Origin of the sequence: Stenotrophomonas maltophilia group sp. msm4, from assembly GCF_032025605.1 — a bacterium.
In the GTDB taxonomy this organism is placed as follows: domain Bacteria; phylum Pseudomonadota; class Gammaproteobacteria; order Xanthomonadales; family Xanthomonadaceae; genus Stenotrophomonas; species Stenotrophomonas sepilia.
On the sequence record NZ_JAVSKK010000003.1, the window covers coordinates 40,011 to 55,429 of the forward strand.

Consider the following 15,419-nt stretch of genomic DNA (forward strand, 5'->3'; position numbering starts at 1 on the left):
AGGAAAAACGCCGGCTTGTGCCGGCGTTCTTTGTTTCTTACGGGGCCTTCTGGATCACCGCACAGGCCAGGCGCGCGCCGGCGTTGCCGGTCGGCTGGGTCTTGTAGTCGTCCGCGTCGGCGTGGACGATCAGGCCGCGGCCGATGATGTCGAAGTCATCACCCTTGCCGATGTTGACGTTGCTCGACACCGGGCCGTCGATGGTGGCCACGCCCTTGTCGTCGGCCTTGATGTTGGGCATGTCGCCGCCGTGGTGCGGATCGGTGGCGACGTTGCCGTGATCCTGCTTGCCCGGGTTGAAGTGGCCGCCGGCGCTCATGCCGTCCGGCGCGCTGCAGTCGCCCTTCTCGTGGATGTGGAAGCCATGTTCGCTGCCCGGCTTCAGGCCGGTGATCTGGCCGGTCACGTGGACCTTGCCATCAACCACCTTGAAGGTGACGCTGCCCTTGGTCTCGTTGCCCTGGGTCGGTGCCAGTTCGGCCGTTGCCGAAGCATCGCCCGTCGGTGCCGCCGCCGGTGCCGGGGCTGCAGCCGGCTCGGTGGTGGCGCCGTCAGCCGGCGCGGCCGGCGGGGTTTCAGTCTGCGGCGCGGCGGGCTGCTGGTTGCAGGCCGCCAGGCCCAGCGCGGCGATGGCCGCAAACAGCGAAGTGTGGATCAGACGCATTGGAATCTCTCCCTCGATGATGCCTGCAGTGATCAGCGGACGACCCGGATCACGCCACAGGCGATGCGGACGCCGGCATTGCCGGCGGGCTGGCTGCGATAGTCGTCGGCGTTGGCATGCACGACCAGTGCGCGTCCGGCGATATCGGTGGCGGCGCCTCCGCCAAGGGTAACCCCCTTGAGGTGGATATCGACGTTGGCGCGGCCCTGGGCATCGGCACGCAGATTGTCCATGTCGCCCAGGTGGTGCTTGCCGGTGCCGGCGCGGCCATGCGCAGCACCACCGGGATTGAAGTGATTGCCGGCACTGCTGGCATCCACCGCACTGCAGTCGCCGCGCTCATGGATGTGGAAGCCGGCCTGCTGCATCGGCTGCAGGCCACCGACCAGGCCGGTGATGTGGATGCCACCGGGCTCCACCATCAGCGCGATGCGGCCACTGACGATGCTGGCCGAGGCCGGTGCAAGATTGGCCTCGCCCTGCTTCGCTGCGCTGACCACGGTCGGCGGCGGCGGAGTAGGTTCGGTCTTTTTCGGCGCGCTGCCGCAGGCAGACAGCAGCACGGCGGCGGACAACGGCAGGATGGCAAAGGACAGACGCATCAAAGACTCCTTGCAGATGACACTAAGCGTTGCATCGTCCATGAACGATCAACGGTTCGGCAAGCGGGCGCGAGGATCGCGTGCATGGGCCGTTCAATGGCCCCCGCGGCGGCGTCCGGCGCCCAGCTTGCGGGTAAGGGTATTGCGGCCAAGGCCCAGGCGGGCCGCGGCTTCGGCACGGCGGCCGTGGGTGATCTGCAGCGCGGCCTCCAGCAGGGCATGGTCGACCCGCTCGCGCACCTGCGCGTGCAGCCCTTCCACGCCTTCGGCCAGCTGACGGCGTGCCCATTCGGCCAGCAGCGCTTCCCACTGCCCCGGATCGGCGATGGTGGTGCTGCTGCGACGACCGCGCGTACGGTTGAGCGCGGTATCGACGTCGGCCACGCCGATGGTGTCGGCGGCCGCCAACGCCGCCATCCGCCAGCACACGTTTTCCAGTTCGCGCACGTTGCCCGGCCAGTCGTGTTCGCGCAGCGCCTGCAGTGCGGCCGCGGTCAGGCGCTTCGGCGGCGTATCCAGCTTGCGCGCGGCGGCGGCCAGGAACGTACTGGCCAGCTGTGCGATGTCCTCGCGGCGCTCGCGCAGCGGTGGCAGCTGCAGGCGCACCACGTCGAGGCGGTGCAGCAGGTCGGCGCGGAACTTTCCTTGTGCAACCAGCCCTTCCAGGTCCTGGTGGGTGGCGGCGACCACGCGCACATCGACGCGGATCAGTTCGCGGCCACCGACGCGGAAGAACTCGCCCTGCGCCAGCACGCGCAGCAACCGGGTCTGCAACGGCAGCGGCATGTCGCCGATCTCGTCAAGGAACAGCGTGCCACCGTTGGCCTGCTCGAAGCGGCCGATATGGCGGCGCTGCGCACCGGTGAAGGCACCGGCCTCGTGGCCGAACAACTCGCTTTCCAGCAGCTCGGATGGGATTGCAGCGGTATTGAGCGCGACGAACGGACCCTGCGCGCGCGGCGATTCGCGATGCAACGCATTGGCCACCAGCTCCTTGCCGGTGCCGGTCTCGCCGGTGATCAGCACCGCCAGCGGTGCCTGCGCCAGGCGACCAATGGCGCGGAACAGCGCGCGCATCGGCGGGGTATCGCCCACCAGTTGCGGCGGTTGGTCGCTATGCGCTTCGGCCGCAGGTGTGGCCGCCGCCAATGCCGGTGCGACGGCCGGCAGCACCCGTTGCGCCAGTGCCACCGCATCGTCCAGATCGAACGGCTTGGACAGGAATTCATGCGCACCACCGCGGAACGCGCCGGCCGTGCTGGCTACATCGGTATAGGCCGACATCACCACCACCGGCAGCTGCGGCAGCGCGGCCTTGAGCTTGTCCAGCAGCACAAGGCCATCGTCGCCGGGCATGCGCACATCGGTGAACAGCAGCGCCGGTGGCGGGCCTTCGCTCAACGCCTGCAGGGCGGGTGCGGCGCTGTCGAAATCGAGGACCTGGTAGCCCGCCTCGCGTAGCGCGGTGCACAGCACGAAGCGCACGGCCCGATCGTCATCGACCACCCAGATGCGCTGCGGGGACGAAGAAGACTCAGACATCGCGCGGGGCCTCCTCGGCCGGGGCGGCGCCGTTGCCGATCGGCAACAGCAGGGTGAACACGGTATGGCCCGGGCGCGAGCGGTAGGTCAGCGTGCCGCGATGCTCGCGCGCCACCTGCTGGGCCAGCGCCAGGCCCAGGCCAGTGCCTTCGGCGCGGCCACTGACCAAGGGCAGGAACAGGTGTTCAGCCAGTTCCTCGGGAACGCCACGGCCGTCGTCGGCGATTTCCAGGCGCAACGCCAGCGTGTGCAGCTGCTCGGCAATGCGCACGCCATGCTCCACGCGGGTACGCAGGGTGATGTTGCCGGCGCCGGCCTGGATCGCGTTGCGCACCAGGTTCCAGACCGCCTGGGTGAGGCGGTCGGCGTCACCATGGAATTCGGGGATGCTGGGGTCGTAGTCACGCTGCAGGCGCACCGCCCAGCCGGCTTCGCTCTCGGCCAGGCGCAGCACGCGTTCCAGCGCGGCATGGATGTTCAGTTCGGCATGCGGCGCGGCCGGGGCCGGCGACAGCAGCTGGTCGAGCAGGCCGTTGAGGCGCTCGATCTCCGAGCCGATCAGTTCGATCAGCTCACGTTCGCTGGCCTCGCGCTGGGCCGCGCGGCGGGCCAGCAGCTGAGCCGCGCCCTTCAGCCCGGCCAGCGGGTTGCGCAGCTCGTGGGCCAAGCCCTTCAGCGCCGCGCTGAGCGCGCTGGGCAGGGCCTGGGTCGGGTCCAGCCCGGGGAATTCGTCGACCGGATGCGCCTCCAGCAACCAGCCGCCATCGTCGCGGCGGCTCATCCAACCCTCGGCGAAGCGCGGCGCCTCGCCGGGCACCGCCAGCGCCAGCCGGTTCAGGCGCAGGCTGTCGCGCTCGTCGCGGGCCAGGAAATGGGCCAACGCCTCGCCCTGCACTTCCAAGGCGGCCAATGGCCGACCCAGCAGGCGCCGGACGCTGACGCCCAGCCAGCGGGCGAAGGCCGGATTGCAGCCGGCAATGCAGCCATCGGCCCCGGCCCAGGCCAGCGGCGTGCCCAGGGCATCGAGGGTCGGCGGCGGTGCGGGGTCGGACATTGCACCAATGTAGTGCAAAACGCGGGGTTCGGGGTCGGATCCCTTTCCGCCTGGAAAGGGCTCTGACCCCCTGCCGCAGGTCGAGCAAGCTCGACCACGACCACATGCGTGGCCGGTTACAGCTTCATGTTGAGGCCGACGAATACGCTGCGGCCCGGCGCCGGCGAGAACATCGGGCGGGCGGTGTCCCAGAAGAAGCTGTCGTACCAGGCGTAGGCGTACTCGCGGCCGGTAACGTTCTTCAGCTGCAGGTCCACGCTGAAACGCGGGGTGAGTTGGTAGGCCGCGCTGAGGTCGAGCACGGCGAAGCCTCCGAACTTGCCGGCCACGTTGCGCTCTTCCAGGTAGTAATCGCCCTGTGCACGCGCCTGCAGGCCCAGCCGCAGCGCATCCGTGGCGCGGTAGTCCACGCCCAGGTTGCTGATGTGGCGCGGGGTGGCGGCCACTTCCCGGCCCTGCAGGGAAATGCTGGCATCGCGGTCGTCGCGGGTGATCTTCGCTTCCTGGTAGGCGTGCGACGCCCATACCGTCCAGTCGTCGCCCAGCTGCAGGCTCAACTGCGCATCCACGCCGCGCCGGCGGGTCTTGCCCAGGGTGACCGTGGTGCCGGTGGCCGGCATGTTGGACACCTCGTTTTCCGCGTCCTGCTGCCACACCGCCAGGCGTGCCTGGCTGCCGGCAAACGGCTGGAATTTCAGGCCCAGCTCCATGCCGGTGTTGGTGGACGGCTGCATCGGTGCCTGCCCTGGGGTGAGGTAGGCCGGTGCGGTGGAGCCGGTCAGTACCTGGAAGGTGCGGCCCCAGTTTGCGTAGACATGGGTGGTCTGGCCCAGGCTGTGGATGACGCTCAGCTTGGGCTGGCCGATGCTGCTGTAGTCCTGCAGGCGGCCGTAGACGCCGTTCATCAGGTGCGTGCTGCCACTGAAGCGATCGATACGATAGGCCGGCACGATCTTCCAGGCCTCGACGGGCTGGTAGACGGCCTGCACGTAGGCGCCCCAGTTGTCGAAGCTGTGGCGATCATTGTTCTGCACCCGCGCTGGGGGCTGGCTGAAATCAGTGGGTTCGGCGTAGGCGTAGCGCTCGCGGAGGTAGCCGTTGTCCTGCTGCTCGTAGTTCAGGCCACCTTCGACGGTGAGCGTGGGGCTGGCCTGCCAGGTGAGCGTGCTGAGCAGGCCATGCTGCCGCTCGTCCCATATGCGGCGCTGGCGCGGCAGGTTGCCGGTGGGCAGGTCGCTGAAGGTCACGCGGCGGTCGTCTTCGTAGCGGTTGTAGTACAGCCGGGTGCCGAAGGTGATTGCGTCGGACAGTTTCATGTCCAGGTGCGCAGCAAGCTGGCGCATGTCGCGGTCATCGCCATCGTTGCCGTTGCGCAGCTCGCTGCCACGGCGGTGCGTGCGCAGCTCGTCGGCGGTCATGAAGCCGGGTTCGTCGGCTTCGTGGTGGTACGCACGGGCGGTCAGACCCACGCGCAGGCCGTCGTCCAGCGAGCCGTAGAACCACTTGCCGCCCAGCGAATATTTCTTCGAGGTGTCGTGGTCGCGGTAGCCGTCGCTGGCCTGGGTGCCAACGAAATAGTTCTGCGCGAAGCCATTGGCTTCACGGCCAACTGCCAGCTGCGCATCACGAGTGTTGTAGCTGCCGTAGGCCAGGCGCGCATCGGTGTAGCTGCCACCCTGGCGCGTACCGAAGTTCACGTTGCCGCCGATGTTGTGCAGGCCATAGCGCGGGTCGTTGGTACCACGCACCACTTCGATGTAGCTGATGTCCAGCGGGAACAGCATGTCGATGAAGCGCTGGTTGCCGCTGTTGACGTTGCTGGGGATGCCATCGATCAGCGTCTTGATGGCATTGAGGTAGCCCTCACCGTTGAAGGCGCGGAAGCTGACCTTGCCCGATTCGGCGCCCTGCCGGGTTTCGGTGAGCTGGATGCCGGGCATCTGCCCGAGCAGTTCCCAGCTGTGCGAGACGTTGCGGTTTTCGATCTGGTCTGCACCCAGGACGTCCACCGAGGTCAGTACCTGATGCGCACTGAGCTGGCCTTCGCCGTGCTGGTGCACCTGCACCTTGCCGAGAGTGAGCGCGGCGTCGGCCGACTGTGCGAAGGCTTCAGGGGCGAACGGTGCGGCCGCGAGGGCGGCCACCAGGGTGGGAGTCTTCATGGGAAGGGGTGGCTACGATAAAATGTAATTATATAACATTTCACATGTAGCCGTTGTAGAGGGGGGGGGGGGGGGGGGGGGGGGGGGGGGGGGGGCCGGGGGGGGGGGGGGGGGGGGGGGGGGGGGGCCGGGGGGGGGGGGGGGGGGGGGGGGGGGGGGGGGGGGGGGGGGGGGGGGGGGGGGGGGGGGGGGGGGGGGGGGGGGGGGGGGGGCCCCCCCCCCCCCCGCCCCGGCCCCCGCCCCCCCCCCCCCGGGCGGGGGGGGGGGGGGGGCGGCCCGCCCGGCCCCCCCCCCCCCCCCCCCCCCCCCCCCCCCCCCCCCCCCCCCCCCCCCCCCCCCCCCCCCCACTCTACAAAGACGGGTGGCGAGAGGGGATTACACCGGGTAGCCGGTGGCTTCCCGTGCCTTCTTCCAGGCGGCTTCGAATTCACGCGCGGGAATTTCGTCGTCCTCGTCGAAATCCAGGAACGACACTGGCTGGTCGGCCAGCAGGAAGCGGTCGTCGCTGTGGGCATGCTCGTCGGCCCAGACCATCTTGGTCCCGTAGATTTCCACCTGCCGCACGATCTTCTCGCCACGCGCTTCCATCAGCACGTTGCCCTTGCCCAGGCCCGATTCGGCCCAGTGCTTGTAGTACTTCTTTGCGGCAGATTTCGCGCCGGATTTTGCGGTGTGCTTTGCGTAGGTCATTGCAGGAGCCCTGGCCGCAGGCGCGGCCGGAAAGTACGGAATGGAGCCATTATCAGGCATCCGGGGTCAGAGCCCTTTCCTTTGGAAGGGATCCGACCCTTGCCGGTTCAGTTGGGCAGGGGCACGCCCTTCGGCCACAGCATCCAGATGTTGCCCTTCTGCTTCATGTCGCCAGCCAGCTTGCCGGCGGCATCGCCGCTGCCCCAGTACAGGTCCGCGCGCACTTCGCCGGCGATGGCGCCGCCGGTGTCCTGCGCGGCCACCGGGCGCACCACCGGACTGCCGTCCGGGCGCGTGGTGGACAGCCACAGCAGGCTGCCCAGCGGCACCACGGTGCGGTCCACGGCAACGCTGTAGCCGGCGGTGAGCGGGACGTTCAGTGAACCGCGCGGGCCCTCCGGGCTGTCCGGGTTGCGCACGAAGAACACGTAGCTGGGATTGCTGCGCAGCAGCTCGGGCACCCTCGCAGGATTGGCCCGGGCCCAGCTGCGGATCGCGTCCATGGTGACGTCTTCCTTCTTCAGCTGGCCCTGGTCCACCAGCCAGCGGCCGATGGCGCGGTAGGGGTGTCCGTTCTGCTCTGCGTAGGCCAGCCGAATCTGCGTGCCGTCGCCCAGGCGCACGCGGCCAGACCCCTGGATCTGCAGCAGCTGCAGGTCCATCGGGTCGGTCAGCCAGGCCAGCACCGGCGCCTTGGCGCCCTTGGCCGCGATGGTGCCGGCGTCGTCATAGGGCTTGAGCACCTTGCCTTCGACGCGACCGCGCAGGCGCTTGCCCTTCAGTTCCGGGTAGAGGCTGTCCAGTTGCACCACCACCAGATCATCCGGCGTGCCGTACACCGGCACCGTCGCTTTGTCGGTGCGGGTGAGGCTGCCGGGGTAGATCGGCTCGTAGTAGCCGGTAATCAGCCCGTCGGCCTGGTGGCCACCGGCACGCAGCGCGTAGGCATCGAGGTCGCGCTGCAGGAACTGGCGGATCGCGGCCGGGTCCTTGTCTGATACTGCGACGGCAGTGGCGCAGGGTTTGGCCCAGACCGCATCGTTCTTCAGGCGGGTGCAGCTGCTGCGCCAGGCCACGAAGCCGGCCTGCAGATCAGCGTCGGAGACTGCGGGCAGGGCTTTCCAGTCGACCTTGGCGTAGGTGGCCGCCGGCGGCGTGGGCGGCGTGGGCGCTTCGGAGCCCGTGCGGGGAGCAGTGGTGGCGCAACCGGCGAGCACCGCCGCTGCCAACAGGGTCCAGTGCTTGCGCTTGAAGAAGGTAGCGGAATCGATCATGCCGCCATGGTGGAGTGCCGGCCGCCGGGCGGCAACCCAGCGCGGGGTCAAGCGTTCATGCGCCGGATCACGGCGTCTGCAGCAGCAGCGAGTGCAGGATGCGGGCGTCTTCGGCATCCAGCGTCTTCGGCAGGTCGTCGCGACCACGGAAACGGCGGTGGAAGGCCGCAACGGTGGCCTCACGGTTGTCCAGCGGATAGCCGAAGCGGGCCAGCGCATTCCACGCATCGAAGCCTTCCGGCGCAGCACCATCGGCCGCACGCGGCCAGACGCCGAATCCGGCCTCGGCCAGCTGCTGCCATGGGAAGAACCGGCTCGGATCCTGCTTGCGCGTCGGCGCCAGGTCGGCATGGCCGATCACCTGGCGCGGCGGAATGTTCAGGCGCGTGGTGAGATCGCGCAGCAGCACGATCAGCGATTCGATCTGCGCCGCACTGAACGGGCTGCGGCCATCGTTGTCGAGCTCGATGCCGATCGAAGCCGAGTTGAGATCGGTGATGGTGCCCCAGCGCCCGGCCCCGGCGTGCCAGGCGCGGCGCTCATCGGCCACCAGCTGGTAACGATGGCCATCGGCGCCGATCAGGTAGTGCGCACTGACCGGCCCACCGCTGTTGGCCGTGCGCAACGTATGCAGGCTCTGCTGCACCGATTTCTGCTCGGTGTGGTGGATGACGATGATGACCGGCGTGCGCGCGTTCTGGTTCGGTGACGGCACCCAGGTGGCGAGCGGGTTGTGCTGTACGGGCGCGGTAGCCGTGCAGGCCGAAAGGGCCAGCGCCAGCAGTGCGGAAACCAGAAGGCGGGGGCTGATCATGGGCAGATTGTAACCATGGACTGCGGCCGTGGTTCGACGCAGCGTACCGATCGACATCGCCGGTGGCTCCGCAGTCCGCGTGCTGATGGCTGTGCCTGATCATGAAGATGTAGCGAATCACATGGAAAGAGCGAAGCGGCACTACGAGGCAGCAGGACCCGGAAAGATCAGATCCTGCCCAAATCTTGCGGCATAGATGCTCTCGAACTGGAAGGAAAGCACGAACCGCGATTCACATGCCGCAGCATAGCGCTTGATGAAACGGCAAATTTCCTCCCAAGCGCATTCAAATCCGCCTGCGCGGAAATGGAACGAACCCATCAGCGCCACACGCCACTCGGCCTCCTGCCCTTCCGCGACGACAGCCTCCGGCGGTTCAACGATACGGAAACCGAATCCCGTGTTGGACGCTGGGAGATACCGCTGTAGCTTGTCCAGATCATCGGAATATGCGAACTGGATAGAATCCAAGGCTTGTAGCACGACCTCGAGGCTGGAACCGACCTCGACTTCGAGCGAAATGCTCATCGTCGAACCTTTATAGCGGCGCCATCATCAAAGATCTTGTGCTGCGGCAGAGCGGTCTCATCCGCCTATCGGGCAATCGGACGCAATGATCCTCTTATCCGCTGATCTTACCCATGAATTCCGCAATCAACGCCCGATCCGAATCATTCTTTCCAGCCCGATCCAGAACTGGACCAATATGGTAGGCAAGAAGGTCACGATAGGCACCGGCCTCTGGAATGAAAGCATCAAGACAACTCAAGAACGATCTCACCGACATAAACGAAAGAAACACCTCGTAGGGATATGAGCTCGCAAAAGGAACACCCTGCAAATAGTAGTTTGCCAGCTTCTTCTGCTCTGCCCTTGGCCAAGAGCGGCACTTCATCAGAACAAATGCATCCCGATAATTGTCCGATTTCAATGGCGCGTAACTCATCAACCACTCTGATGCGGCCGTAGCGTCCATTGCAGACATCTCAGCGCAGAGCTTTCTAATTCTTTCATCCATAGATCTGCAGCCCGACTTGATGATTGCCTCGTTGTAGATTGCTTCATTCCCCCGCTTCGGCATCAACTGCTGTTTGTGCCCCCTCCTTTGCGAGGTCGCCCAACAGCGCATGTGGGTAGCAATCATCCTTCGACAGTAGATACATACACCACCCGGCACTTAGATCACCGCGCCATCGCGATCCGGAATCCTGAAAAGTCACTCGCAAGAGTGGACTTTGGCTTCAAAACACTACCCCGCTTTTGTTCACGCCAAGCGAGTTGATTCAAGGGCTGTACCCGATGAAGTCCACGCTCAAATCAGGTCCAGGCGTCTCCCTCAGGCGTGATCCAAACCAATCCAAACGGAGCATCCGTAAGAAACCAGAATCCATCCTCATCGAGATCTTCCTGATCTCTTGTAGCAGGCCAAGCGTGACGCATAACACCCAATTGCGCATCGATTTCGCCATCGGCGAAGACACCATCCGAGGCAAGCTTCAGCTTCCCTTCCTCCATCAACATCCTAAGCATCGAGAAGAACTCTTCCGTCTGCTGCTCAAAATTCATACCGCCCCCCTCAAACTCCATATTCATATTTCTCCATAGGACTCCCATGGAGTATCCATAGGAGTAATGAAGAACATTCCTGATCGCGCCAGTCATCATTTGAACTTGATCTCCACGATTCTATTGTTGCTAATCAGAGGATGCCTGACTTCAGTAGTCCACATTGCGCCTGTCTGCTGGGCTGATGAAGAGAAGCTTCGCAGAGTAAACTTTGAACCGTCAGGCCGAGTTGCAACGTAGACACATCTGCCAGATTCCACTTCTCGTTCGGCGGCAAGCCCCTGCATCTTCTGCAGGCGACCGTCAGACTTGCGCGGCGTCGACGCTGTTGAGCAGATCGGTCAAGGGCGACTTGACCCGTGCGAAGGCGCCGAAGATAACACCGCCATCAACCATTAAAATTCAATCATTGTAGGCTGCCAGGAAAGCTCTTGCGGCCTTCTCAAGGTCGCCTCCATCCACGGCCCAGGCCTGCAAATCACGAACCGAAATCAATCCCTCACCAAGATTCGATATAAACTCATGTGCTTGGATCGAATCTCTAACTGCAAGGACACCCAGCTCCTCGCAAACACTTTCAAAGCCGATCCAACGCCCCTCCAGATCCCCAAAGATGACAGGATATCCTAGGTCCATCAAATTATCTTCATAAGCATCAGCGGCCGAATCAAATGCCCGCCCGACGCAAGAATTATCAATCACCAAAACTGAATTCAAATCAGACGATCGAGAGAATTTTACAAAAATACCTGAACCAAAAGTTCTTGATGAACTTTCAATTAAATTTGACATAACGTCATCATCCAACAGAACTGGCCTCTCAAAGAACCTGAAGCGCCAGCCAGCCCCCCTAAAAACCATTTGCGGTAGATCCATTTCAAGATCAACCAGACGAGGAACGAATCCCGCCACCTTTTCTTTTATTTCAAGAAGATAATCATTTTCCATTTTCATTCCCGACGAAACCAATCTTCAGAACAGGCTGTTTCCGGTCAGAAATGGTGAGCGATGCAGATGGGACAGCATCGGAAGAGGAACTCGGATAGGTCCTGTAGATATTGTTACCTTTCTGCAAAACGACCACTGCCCCATCCTTGGAAACGGCTGTGGAATATTCATTACCATAAAGAGCTCCGATCGCATCACCAACGGAAACGTCTGTTTGCGTCTGATCCGCACTGTATCTGGACTGATCCTTTGAGAACTTGACATCGGTCAGAAGTAGATTTTCCCACAATGTCACAAGCTTGGGCTGAGGAACGCCTCGCCCCACTGCTGCCGGGTCCTTTGTCACCCCACTTCGAGAGCGTGTTGATTTCGGGCCAAGGCGACCGCAGCTCCACCACATCCCATGCAAGGGATCCAATTTGATTGGTTGCGGGAATTGTTTCCGGACTTGCCCCCCGAGCGTAGAAGCATGCTGGGCATTGCAGAGACAGGACCCAACACCGCCATTTCCAAACGATTCCTGCCTGCAAGACGCATGCCCGCTGGTATTCCGCCAGCCAAGGCACCAACCCAACAGCCCACCCGCCAGCGCACCCACCACCTGCGACAGCGCCAGCACCACCTCCTTCTGTTCCGGGCTCAGCTTGGAGGGGTCTCCGCCGGTCAACGTATTGGTCAGCACCTTCGCGGCCAACTCGCCACCGGCCGCGGACACCGCCCCGGTTCCCGCATTGCCACCATTGGCTTCCGCCAGCAGCGCACCCAAGATCGCATGCGACAGCAATTGCAGAGTCGCATTGGGATCGCTGCCGTGGTTCGGGTCCAGCTTGCTGCCGATGAAGTAAGCGGCATAGGCCGCCAGTGCATTGGACGCGACCTGACCAGCGCCCTGTCCCGCCACACCACCCACCAGCGCCGTCGTCACTGCGTTCAGTGCACGGTTGTACTCATCGAGGCGCCCCACTTCCCCGCGCCGCTGTTTGCCTGGCTGTTTGCCGCCGCCACCTTGCTGCGCACAGGCACCCGATTCCATCGCCCTCAGTCACAAGGCCGTGTTGACCTTCAACATTCGTCCAATCCGCGGCCAGATCAACATGTAGAAGGCACCCACGGCCAACCCGATGAAAAGCATGATGCCAGCGCGCCTGGGAGCCCACCCAAACCAAAAGGAAGGACTGGTCCAGACCTTTATCCAAGCGCCAGGAGAGAAGGCACCCTCGAACGCGAGCCACGCCAACAAGGCACAGATTGGTGCAGCTACAACATGACGAGCTTTGAACCGCGGAAGAAATTTATCCACAAGCATAACCCCGGGCACACCGAAGATGAGGCCCAACACGGCGGCTATGGCGCAAACCAGCGATGTGAAAATTGCAGCCTGCGAAAAGCTGCCTATCCGAGAACTCAGCGGAATGCCTATGAATAGAGCCGCTCCAAGCACGGAACTGGCAATCACAGACACAATCTTTGCCCCCAACTCACGCTCACTCACTGGCAAACCTCCACCATCTTTCCATCAGGGCCCCGGTAGCTCATGCATTTCTGCCTTGAGGGAAAAGTACTCCAAGGCCACTGCAACTTGCCAACTTCGCTACCAATATCGCGCGTATTGGGACTCCACACTTCTCTATCGGCCCACGAATTCGAGTTGCACATTGGGCGCGAGCCCGTACCCCAGCCTCTGGTTGAGACTGAGAATCCACCGAATCCATCCGGAAGCACCTGTCGGAACACAAAGCCCGGATCCAATGCATGTGCTCCAGGCACCGTGATGTTGATCAGACTGCTGGTGCTCGGATCGACGAGGCGCGTTACGTAGCCAGTAGGGTCATCCCGTCACGCTCCGGACTATTGCAAACCCTGAAGCGCTTTTGTGCGGCGATTGCCCCATAGGAAAGATCAACCCTGTAACTCAGGAGAATGTGGACACCACTCGCTGTCAGTTCCACCTTATCAACCTTGCCTTCAAGCCTGGAGAAAACCTCCTCCGGTCCGAACCCAAGCGCGTCGCTGCAAAACCGGCATCCCAGAACTGGGCAGGGTACATCGTCAGGATGTTCTTCCTCCCATCGACATCTTGACTCCAGCAGCTTTCAGATCCTCAAGTGTTGGCCCTTCTCGGCCCACACCGTCCTGATAGTCCATCGAATACATACCGCACGTGACCTTCACTCTGTACGCACCGAACGCCTCGGCAACAGAAGCGACGCCGTTCCTCAGAACGCCCGGATAGTCCAGTGCCTTGTTGCTGCTTCCGAACCCATACAGAATGATCTCGTCCAACGCAGCCACATCCGCGTACTCGCGCCCGGGCCACCTGTACCGATGATCGACAGACCTTTCAGTCCAGTCTTGATCTCATAGCTTGCCAGCAGTTCTTCTCCACGTCGGGTACAGGGGGCAGCTCGAGACCACGGAATCCCAATGGGCACTCGATTGCCGACATCCTATCCATGACATGGAGATGCCTCTCGGCAATCGAGATGGATCTGTCAGGCCGTGCCTGGAGATGGATTGCAATGCGCTCAGTACTCACTGATTCCTGATCCTTACAGAAATCACATCGTCCATACCACTTTGTCGGATGAAGTAGTGAGCTTCGGCCGCAACCTTGATGATCGGCGTGCGCGCGTTGTGGTTGGGCGATGGCACCGAGGTGGCGAGCGGGTTGTGCTGCGCGGTGGCGGTGCAGGCCGTCAGCGCCAGCAGTGCGGTAATCAGAGGGCGGGAGCTGATCATGGGCAGATTGTAACCATGGACTGCGCGACCTGGTCAGGCCGGCGCTCGGCCGGCCGGCATGCCGCTCAGCTTCTGAAGAACGACAGGTTGTACAGAAAAAAGGCCCCAGACCGCGATCGCGATCGCGAGTGGGATCTCGTAGAACGCGGAACGGTCCCGCAATGCCATCCGGATGAACATCACCACGGTCAGCATGGGCTGCCCGAAGAAGCAGCCCCAGAAGAGCGCTTCTACACCCGGAGTGGACAACTCGTAGATTCCGAGGGAGTTGTCGGTGTTCCGATTGAAAGTGACCACACCCCAAAGGGCGAGCAGGAAAAGCCGGGCCAGTGCGCTGACGCTTGATAGAAGCAAGGTCCACCTACCTGCGCTACATTCCCGTCTCCGTTCGAGTTGACTGAACCCGTACCGATCAATGACCGATGCATACGCTGCCCGGACAGATTTCCGCGATCCACGCCTCATGCCCTCCATGCCGTTCCTTCGCGCAGCGCACATGCGCGGGCGTATCAGGGTGCTGGAGCCGCATAGCTGTCATTCAGTACTCCGGCCCAGCATCCATCCCCGGGTCGAAGCAGCCCCCGGCCTGTGTGAACCATCGGATCGCCTCTTCACCCTCGGCCTCGTACTCGATGGCAAACGGCACGGGCGGACGATGCTTCTTCTGCGGATTCATGCTTCGAAACACTGCATAGCCCTCAAGCAAAGCCAATATCTGGGGTCGCGTCAACAAGACGACGTCCTGGGAGTTCCATCGCGAATACACCAGGAAGAAATCGGCTGCCCGCAGGACGGCATGCCCCTCTCCATAGTGGACGCATGCGCTGCCCTCGTCACCCTTTGTGGGCGCAGCAAAGGCACTGCGGGTCCGCAGTTCGCTGCCGCGGCCGAGATGGCCGAAGTCTCCATCCAGCCACGCTGCGATTTCACCGACACCCCGCCCCTGCCCGTGGTGGATGACCGGCGCGTCACCGATCTTCTCTTCTCCGGAAGGAACGTGGCAATCGCCGGTCCAGTAGGGGAAAAGAACTGCATGGATAGTCATTCGAAACCCATTCCCTGGTACCGCAACGGAAACCCCTGTCCCACTTCCAGTCTACCCAACCTGATCAAAGATCACGTCAATCACGCCTGCCCGCTCAAGGCGTGACTTCACTCCCTCACTGACGATCAGTGCAGCACCGAAGTTGTCCACATGATCCACATCATCCAGCACCCATTTGCTGCCAATGCCGCTGCATGGACGGAGTCTGAAATAGTTCACGCCTGCTCCTTGCGCGCTGGTCGCCGTTCGGAATCTGGGGCGACACCCGCCCCGACAACGGGACAGGTCGTCCTGATCCAGAGCATAGCTTGAAGGAAAA

18 protein-coding genes are annotated in these 15,419 nt (G+C 63.3%); all 18 read right to left on the minus strand.

Annotated features, from left to right (window positions below; all coding sequences use genetic code 11):
- Positions 1–37 precede the first annotated feature (37 nt).
- The 18 genes from ROV93_RS14520 to ROV93_RS14605 all read right to left on the minus strand — a co-directional run bounded on the left by ROV93_RS14520 (position 38) and on the right by ROV93_RS14605 (position 15,319).
- Entirely contained in the window at positions 38–664 is a 627-nt protein-coding gene (locus tag ROV93_RS14520; protein ID WP_053497798.1) for a superoxide dismutase family protein, read from the minus strand.
- 32 nt (positions 665–696) lie between these two features.
- Positions 697–1,266, minus strand: a complete 570-nt coding sequence (locus ROV93_RS14525) for a superoxide dismutase family protein (protein ID WP_072167354.1) — start codon at positions 1,264–1,266, stop codon at positions 697–699.
- A 93-nt stretch (positions 1,267–1,359) separates the two neighbouring features.
- On the minus strand, positions 1,360–2,808 hold the full coding sequence (gene ntrC / locus ROV93_RS14530; protein WP_072167355.1) for a nitrogen regulation protein NR(I): 1,449 nt from the start codon (positions 2,806–2,808) through the stop codon (positions 1,360–1,362).
- Positions 2,801–3,862, minus strand: a complete 1,062-nt coding sequence (locus ROV93_RS14535; RefSeq protein ID WP_072167356.1) for an ATP-binding protein — start codon at positions 3,860–3,862, stop codon at positions 2,801–2,803. Before ROV93_RS14535 ends, ntrC begins: the two co-directional genes overlap by 8 nt.
- A 116-nt stretch (positions 3,863–3,978) precedes the next feature.
- Positions 3,979–6,024, minus strand: a complete 2,046-nt coding sequence (locus tag ROV93_RS14540; RefSeq protein WP_072167370.1) for a TonB-dependent receptor — start codon at positions 6,022–6,024, stop codon at positions 3,979–3,981.
- Positions 6,025–6,399: 375 nt separating this feature from the next.
- Positions 6,400–6,714 (minus strand): hypothetical protein, encoded by a 315-nt coding sequence (locus tag ROV93_RS14545; protein ID WP_072167371.1) that lies wholly within the window; start codon positions 6,712–6,714, stop codon positions 6,400–6,402.
- A gap of 107 nt (positions 6,715–6,821) precedes the next feature.
- Complete coding sequence (locus tag ROV93_RS14550) at positions 6,822–7,988, minus strand: MltA domain-containing protein (RefSeq protein WP_072167432.1); 1,167 nt, start codon at positions 7,986–7,988, stop codon at positions 6,822–6,824.
- 67 nt (positions 7,989–8,055) lie between these two features.
- Positions 8,056–8,802 (minus strand): N-acetylmuramoyl-L-alanine amidase, encoded by a 747-nt coding sequence (locus ROV93_RS14555; protein ID WP_072167433.1) that lies wholly within the window; start codon positions 8,800–8,802, stop codon positions 8,056–8,058.
- A 141-nt stretch (positions 8,803–8,943) separates the two neighbouring features.
- On the minus strand, positions 8,944–9,330 hold the full coding sequence (locus ROV93_RS14560; protein WP_072167372.1) for a hypothetical protein: 387 nt from the start codon (positions 9,328–9,330) through the stop codon (positions 8,944–8,946).
- A 94-nt stretch (positions 9,331–9,424) separates the two neighbouring features.
- Positions 9,425–9,946 (minus strand): hypothetical protein, encoded by a 522-nt coding sequence (locus tag ROV93_RS14565; protein ID WP_141653565.1) that lies wholly within the window; start codon positions 9,944–9,946, stop codon positions 9,425–9,427.
- Between the two features lie 173 nt (positions 9,947–10,119).
- Entirely contained in the window at positions 10,120–10,395 is a 276-nt protein-coding gene (locus tag ROV93_RS14570; RefSeq protein ID WP_172412110.1) for a DUF596 domain-containing protein, read from the minus strand.
- A gap of 375 nt (positions 10,396–10,770) precedes the next feature.
- Positions 10,771–11,316, minus strand: coding sequence for a hypothetical protein (locus tag ROV93_RS14575; protein ID WP_141653566.1), 546 nt, complete (start codon positions 11,314–11,316; stop codon positions 10,771–10,773).
- On the minus strand, positions 11,306–12,349 hold the full coding sequence (locus ROV93_RS14580; protein ID WP_072167375.1) for a VENN motif pre-toxin domain-containing protein: 1,044 nt from the start codon (positions 12,347–12,349) through the stop codon (positions 11,306–11,308). The genes ROV93_RS14575 and ROV93_RS14580 overlap by 11 nt, the downstream gene beginning before the upstream one ends.
- Before the next feature lie 1,016 nt (positions 12,350–13,365).
- Positions 13,366–13,599 carry a hypothetical protein gene (locus tag ROV93_RS14585; RefSeq protein WP_141653567.1) on the minus strand — a complete coding sequence of 78 codons (234 nt, stop codon included), beginning with the start codon at positions 13,597–13,599 and terminating at the stop codon, positions 13,366–13,368.
- A 249-nt stretch (positions 13,600–13,848) separates the two neighbouring features.
- Entirely contained in the window at positions 13,849–14,055 is a 207-nt protein-coding gene (locus tag ROV93_RS14590) for a hypothetical protein (protein WP_227836873.1), read from the minus strand.
- Positions 14,056–14,088: 33 nt separating this feature from the next.
- Entirely contained in the window at positions 14,089–14,409 is a 321-nt protein-coding gene (locus tag ROV93_RS14595) for a hypothetical protein (RefSeq protein WP_072167376.1), read from the minus strand.
- Positions 14,410–14,593: 184 nt separating this feature from the next.
- Positions 14,594–15,100: a hypothetical protein gene (locus ROV93_RS14600; protein ID WP_312540270.1), complete on the minus strand. Its 507-nt coding sequence runs from the start codon at positions 15,098–15,100 to the stop codon at positions 14,594–14,596.
- Positions 15,101–15,151: 51 nt separating this feature from the next.
- On the minus strand, positions 15,152–15,319 hold the full coding sequence (locus ROV93_RS14605) for a hypothetical protein (protein ID WP_176698774.1): 168 nt from the start codon (positions 15,317–15,319) through the stop codon (positions 15,152–15,154).
- Between the last annotated feature and the right edge of the window lie 100 nt (positions 15,320–15,419).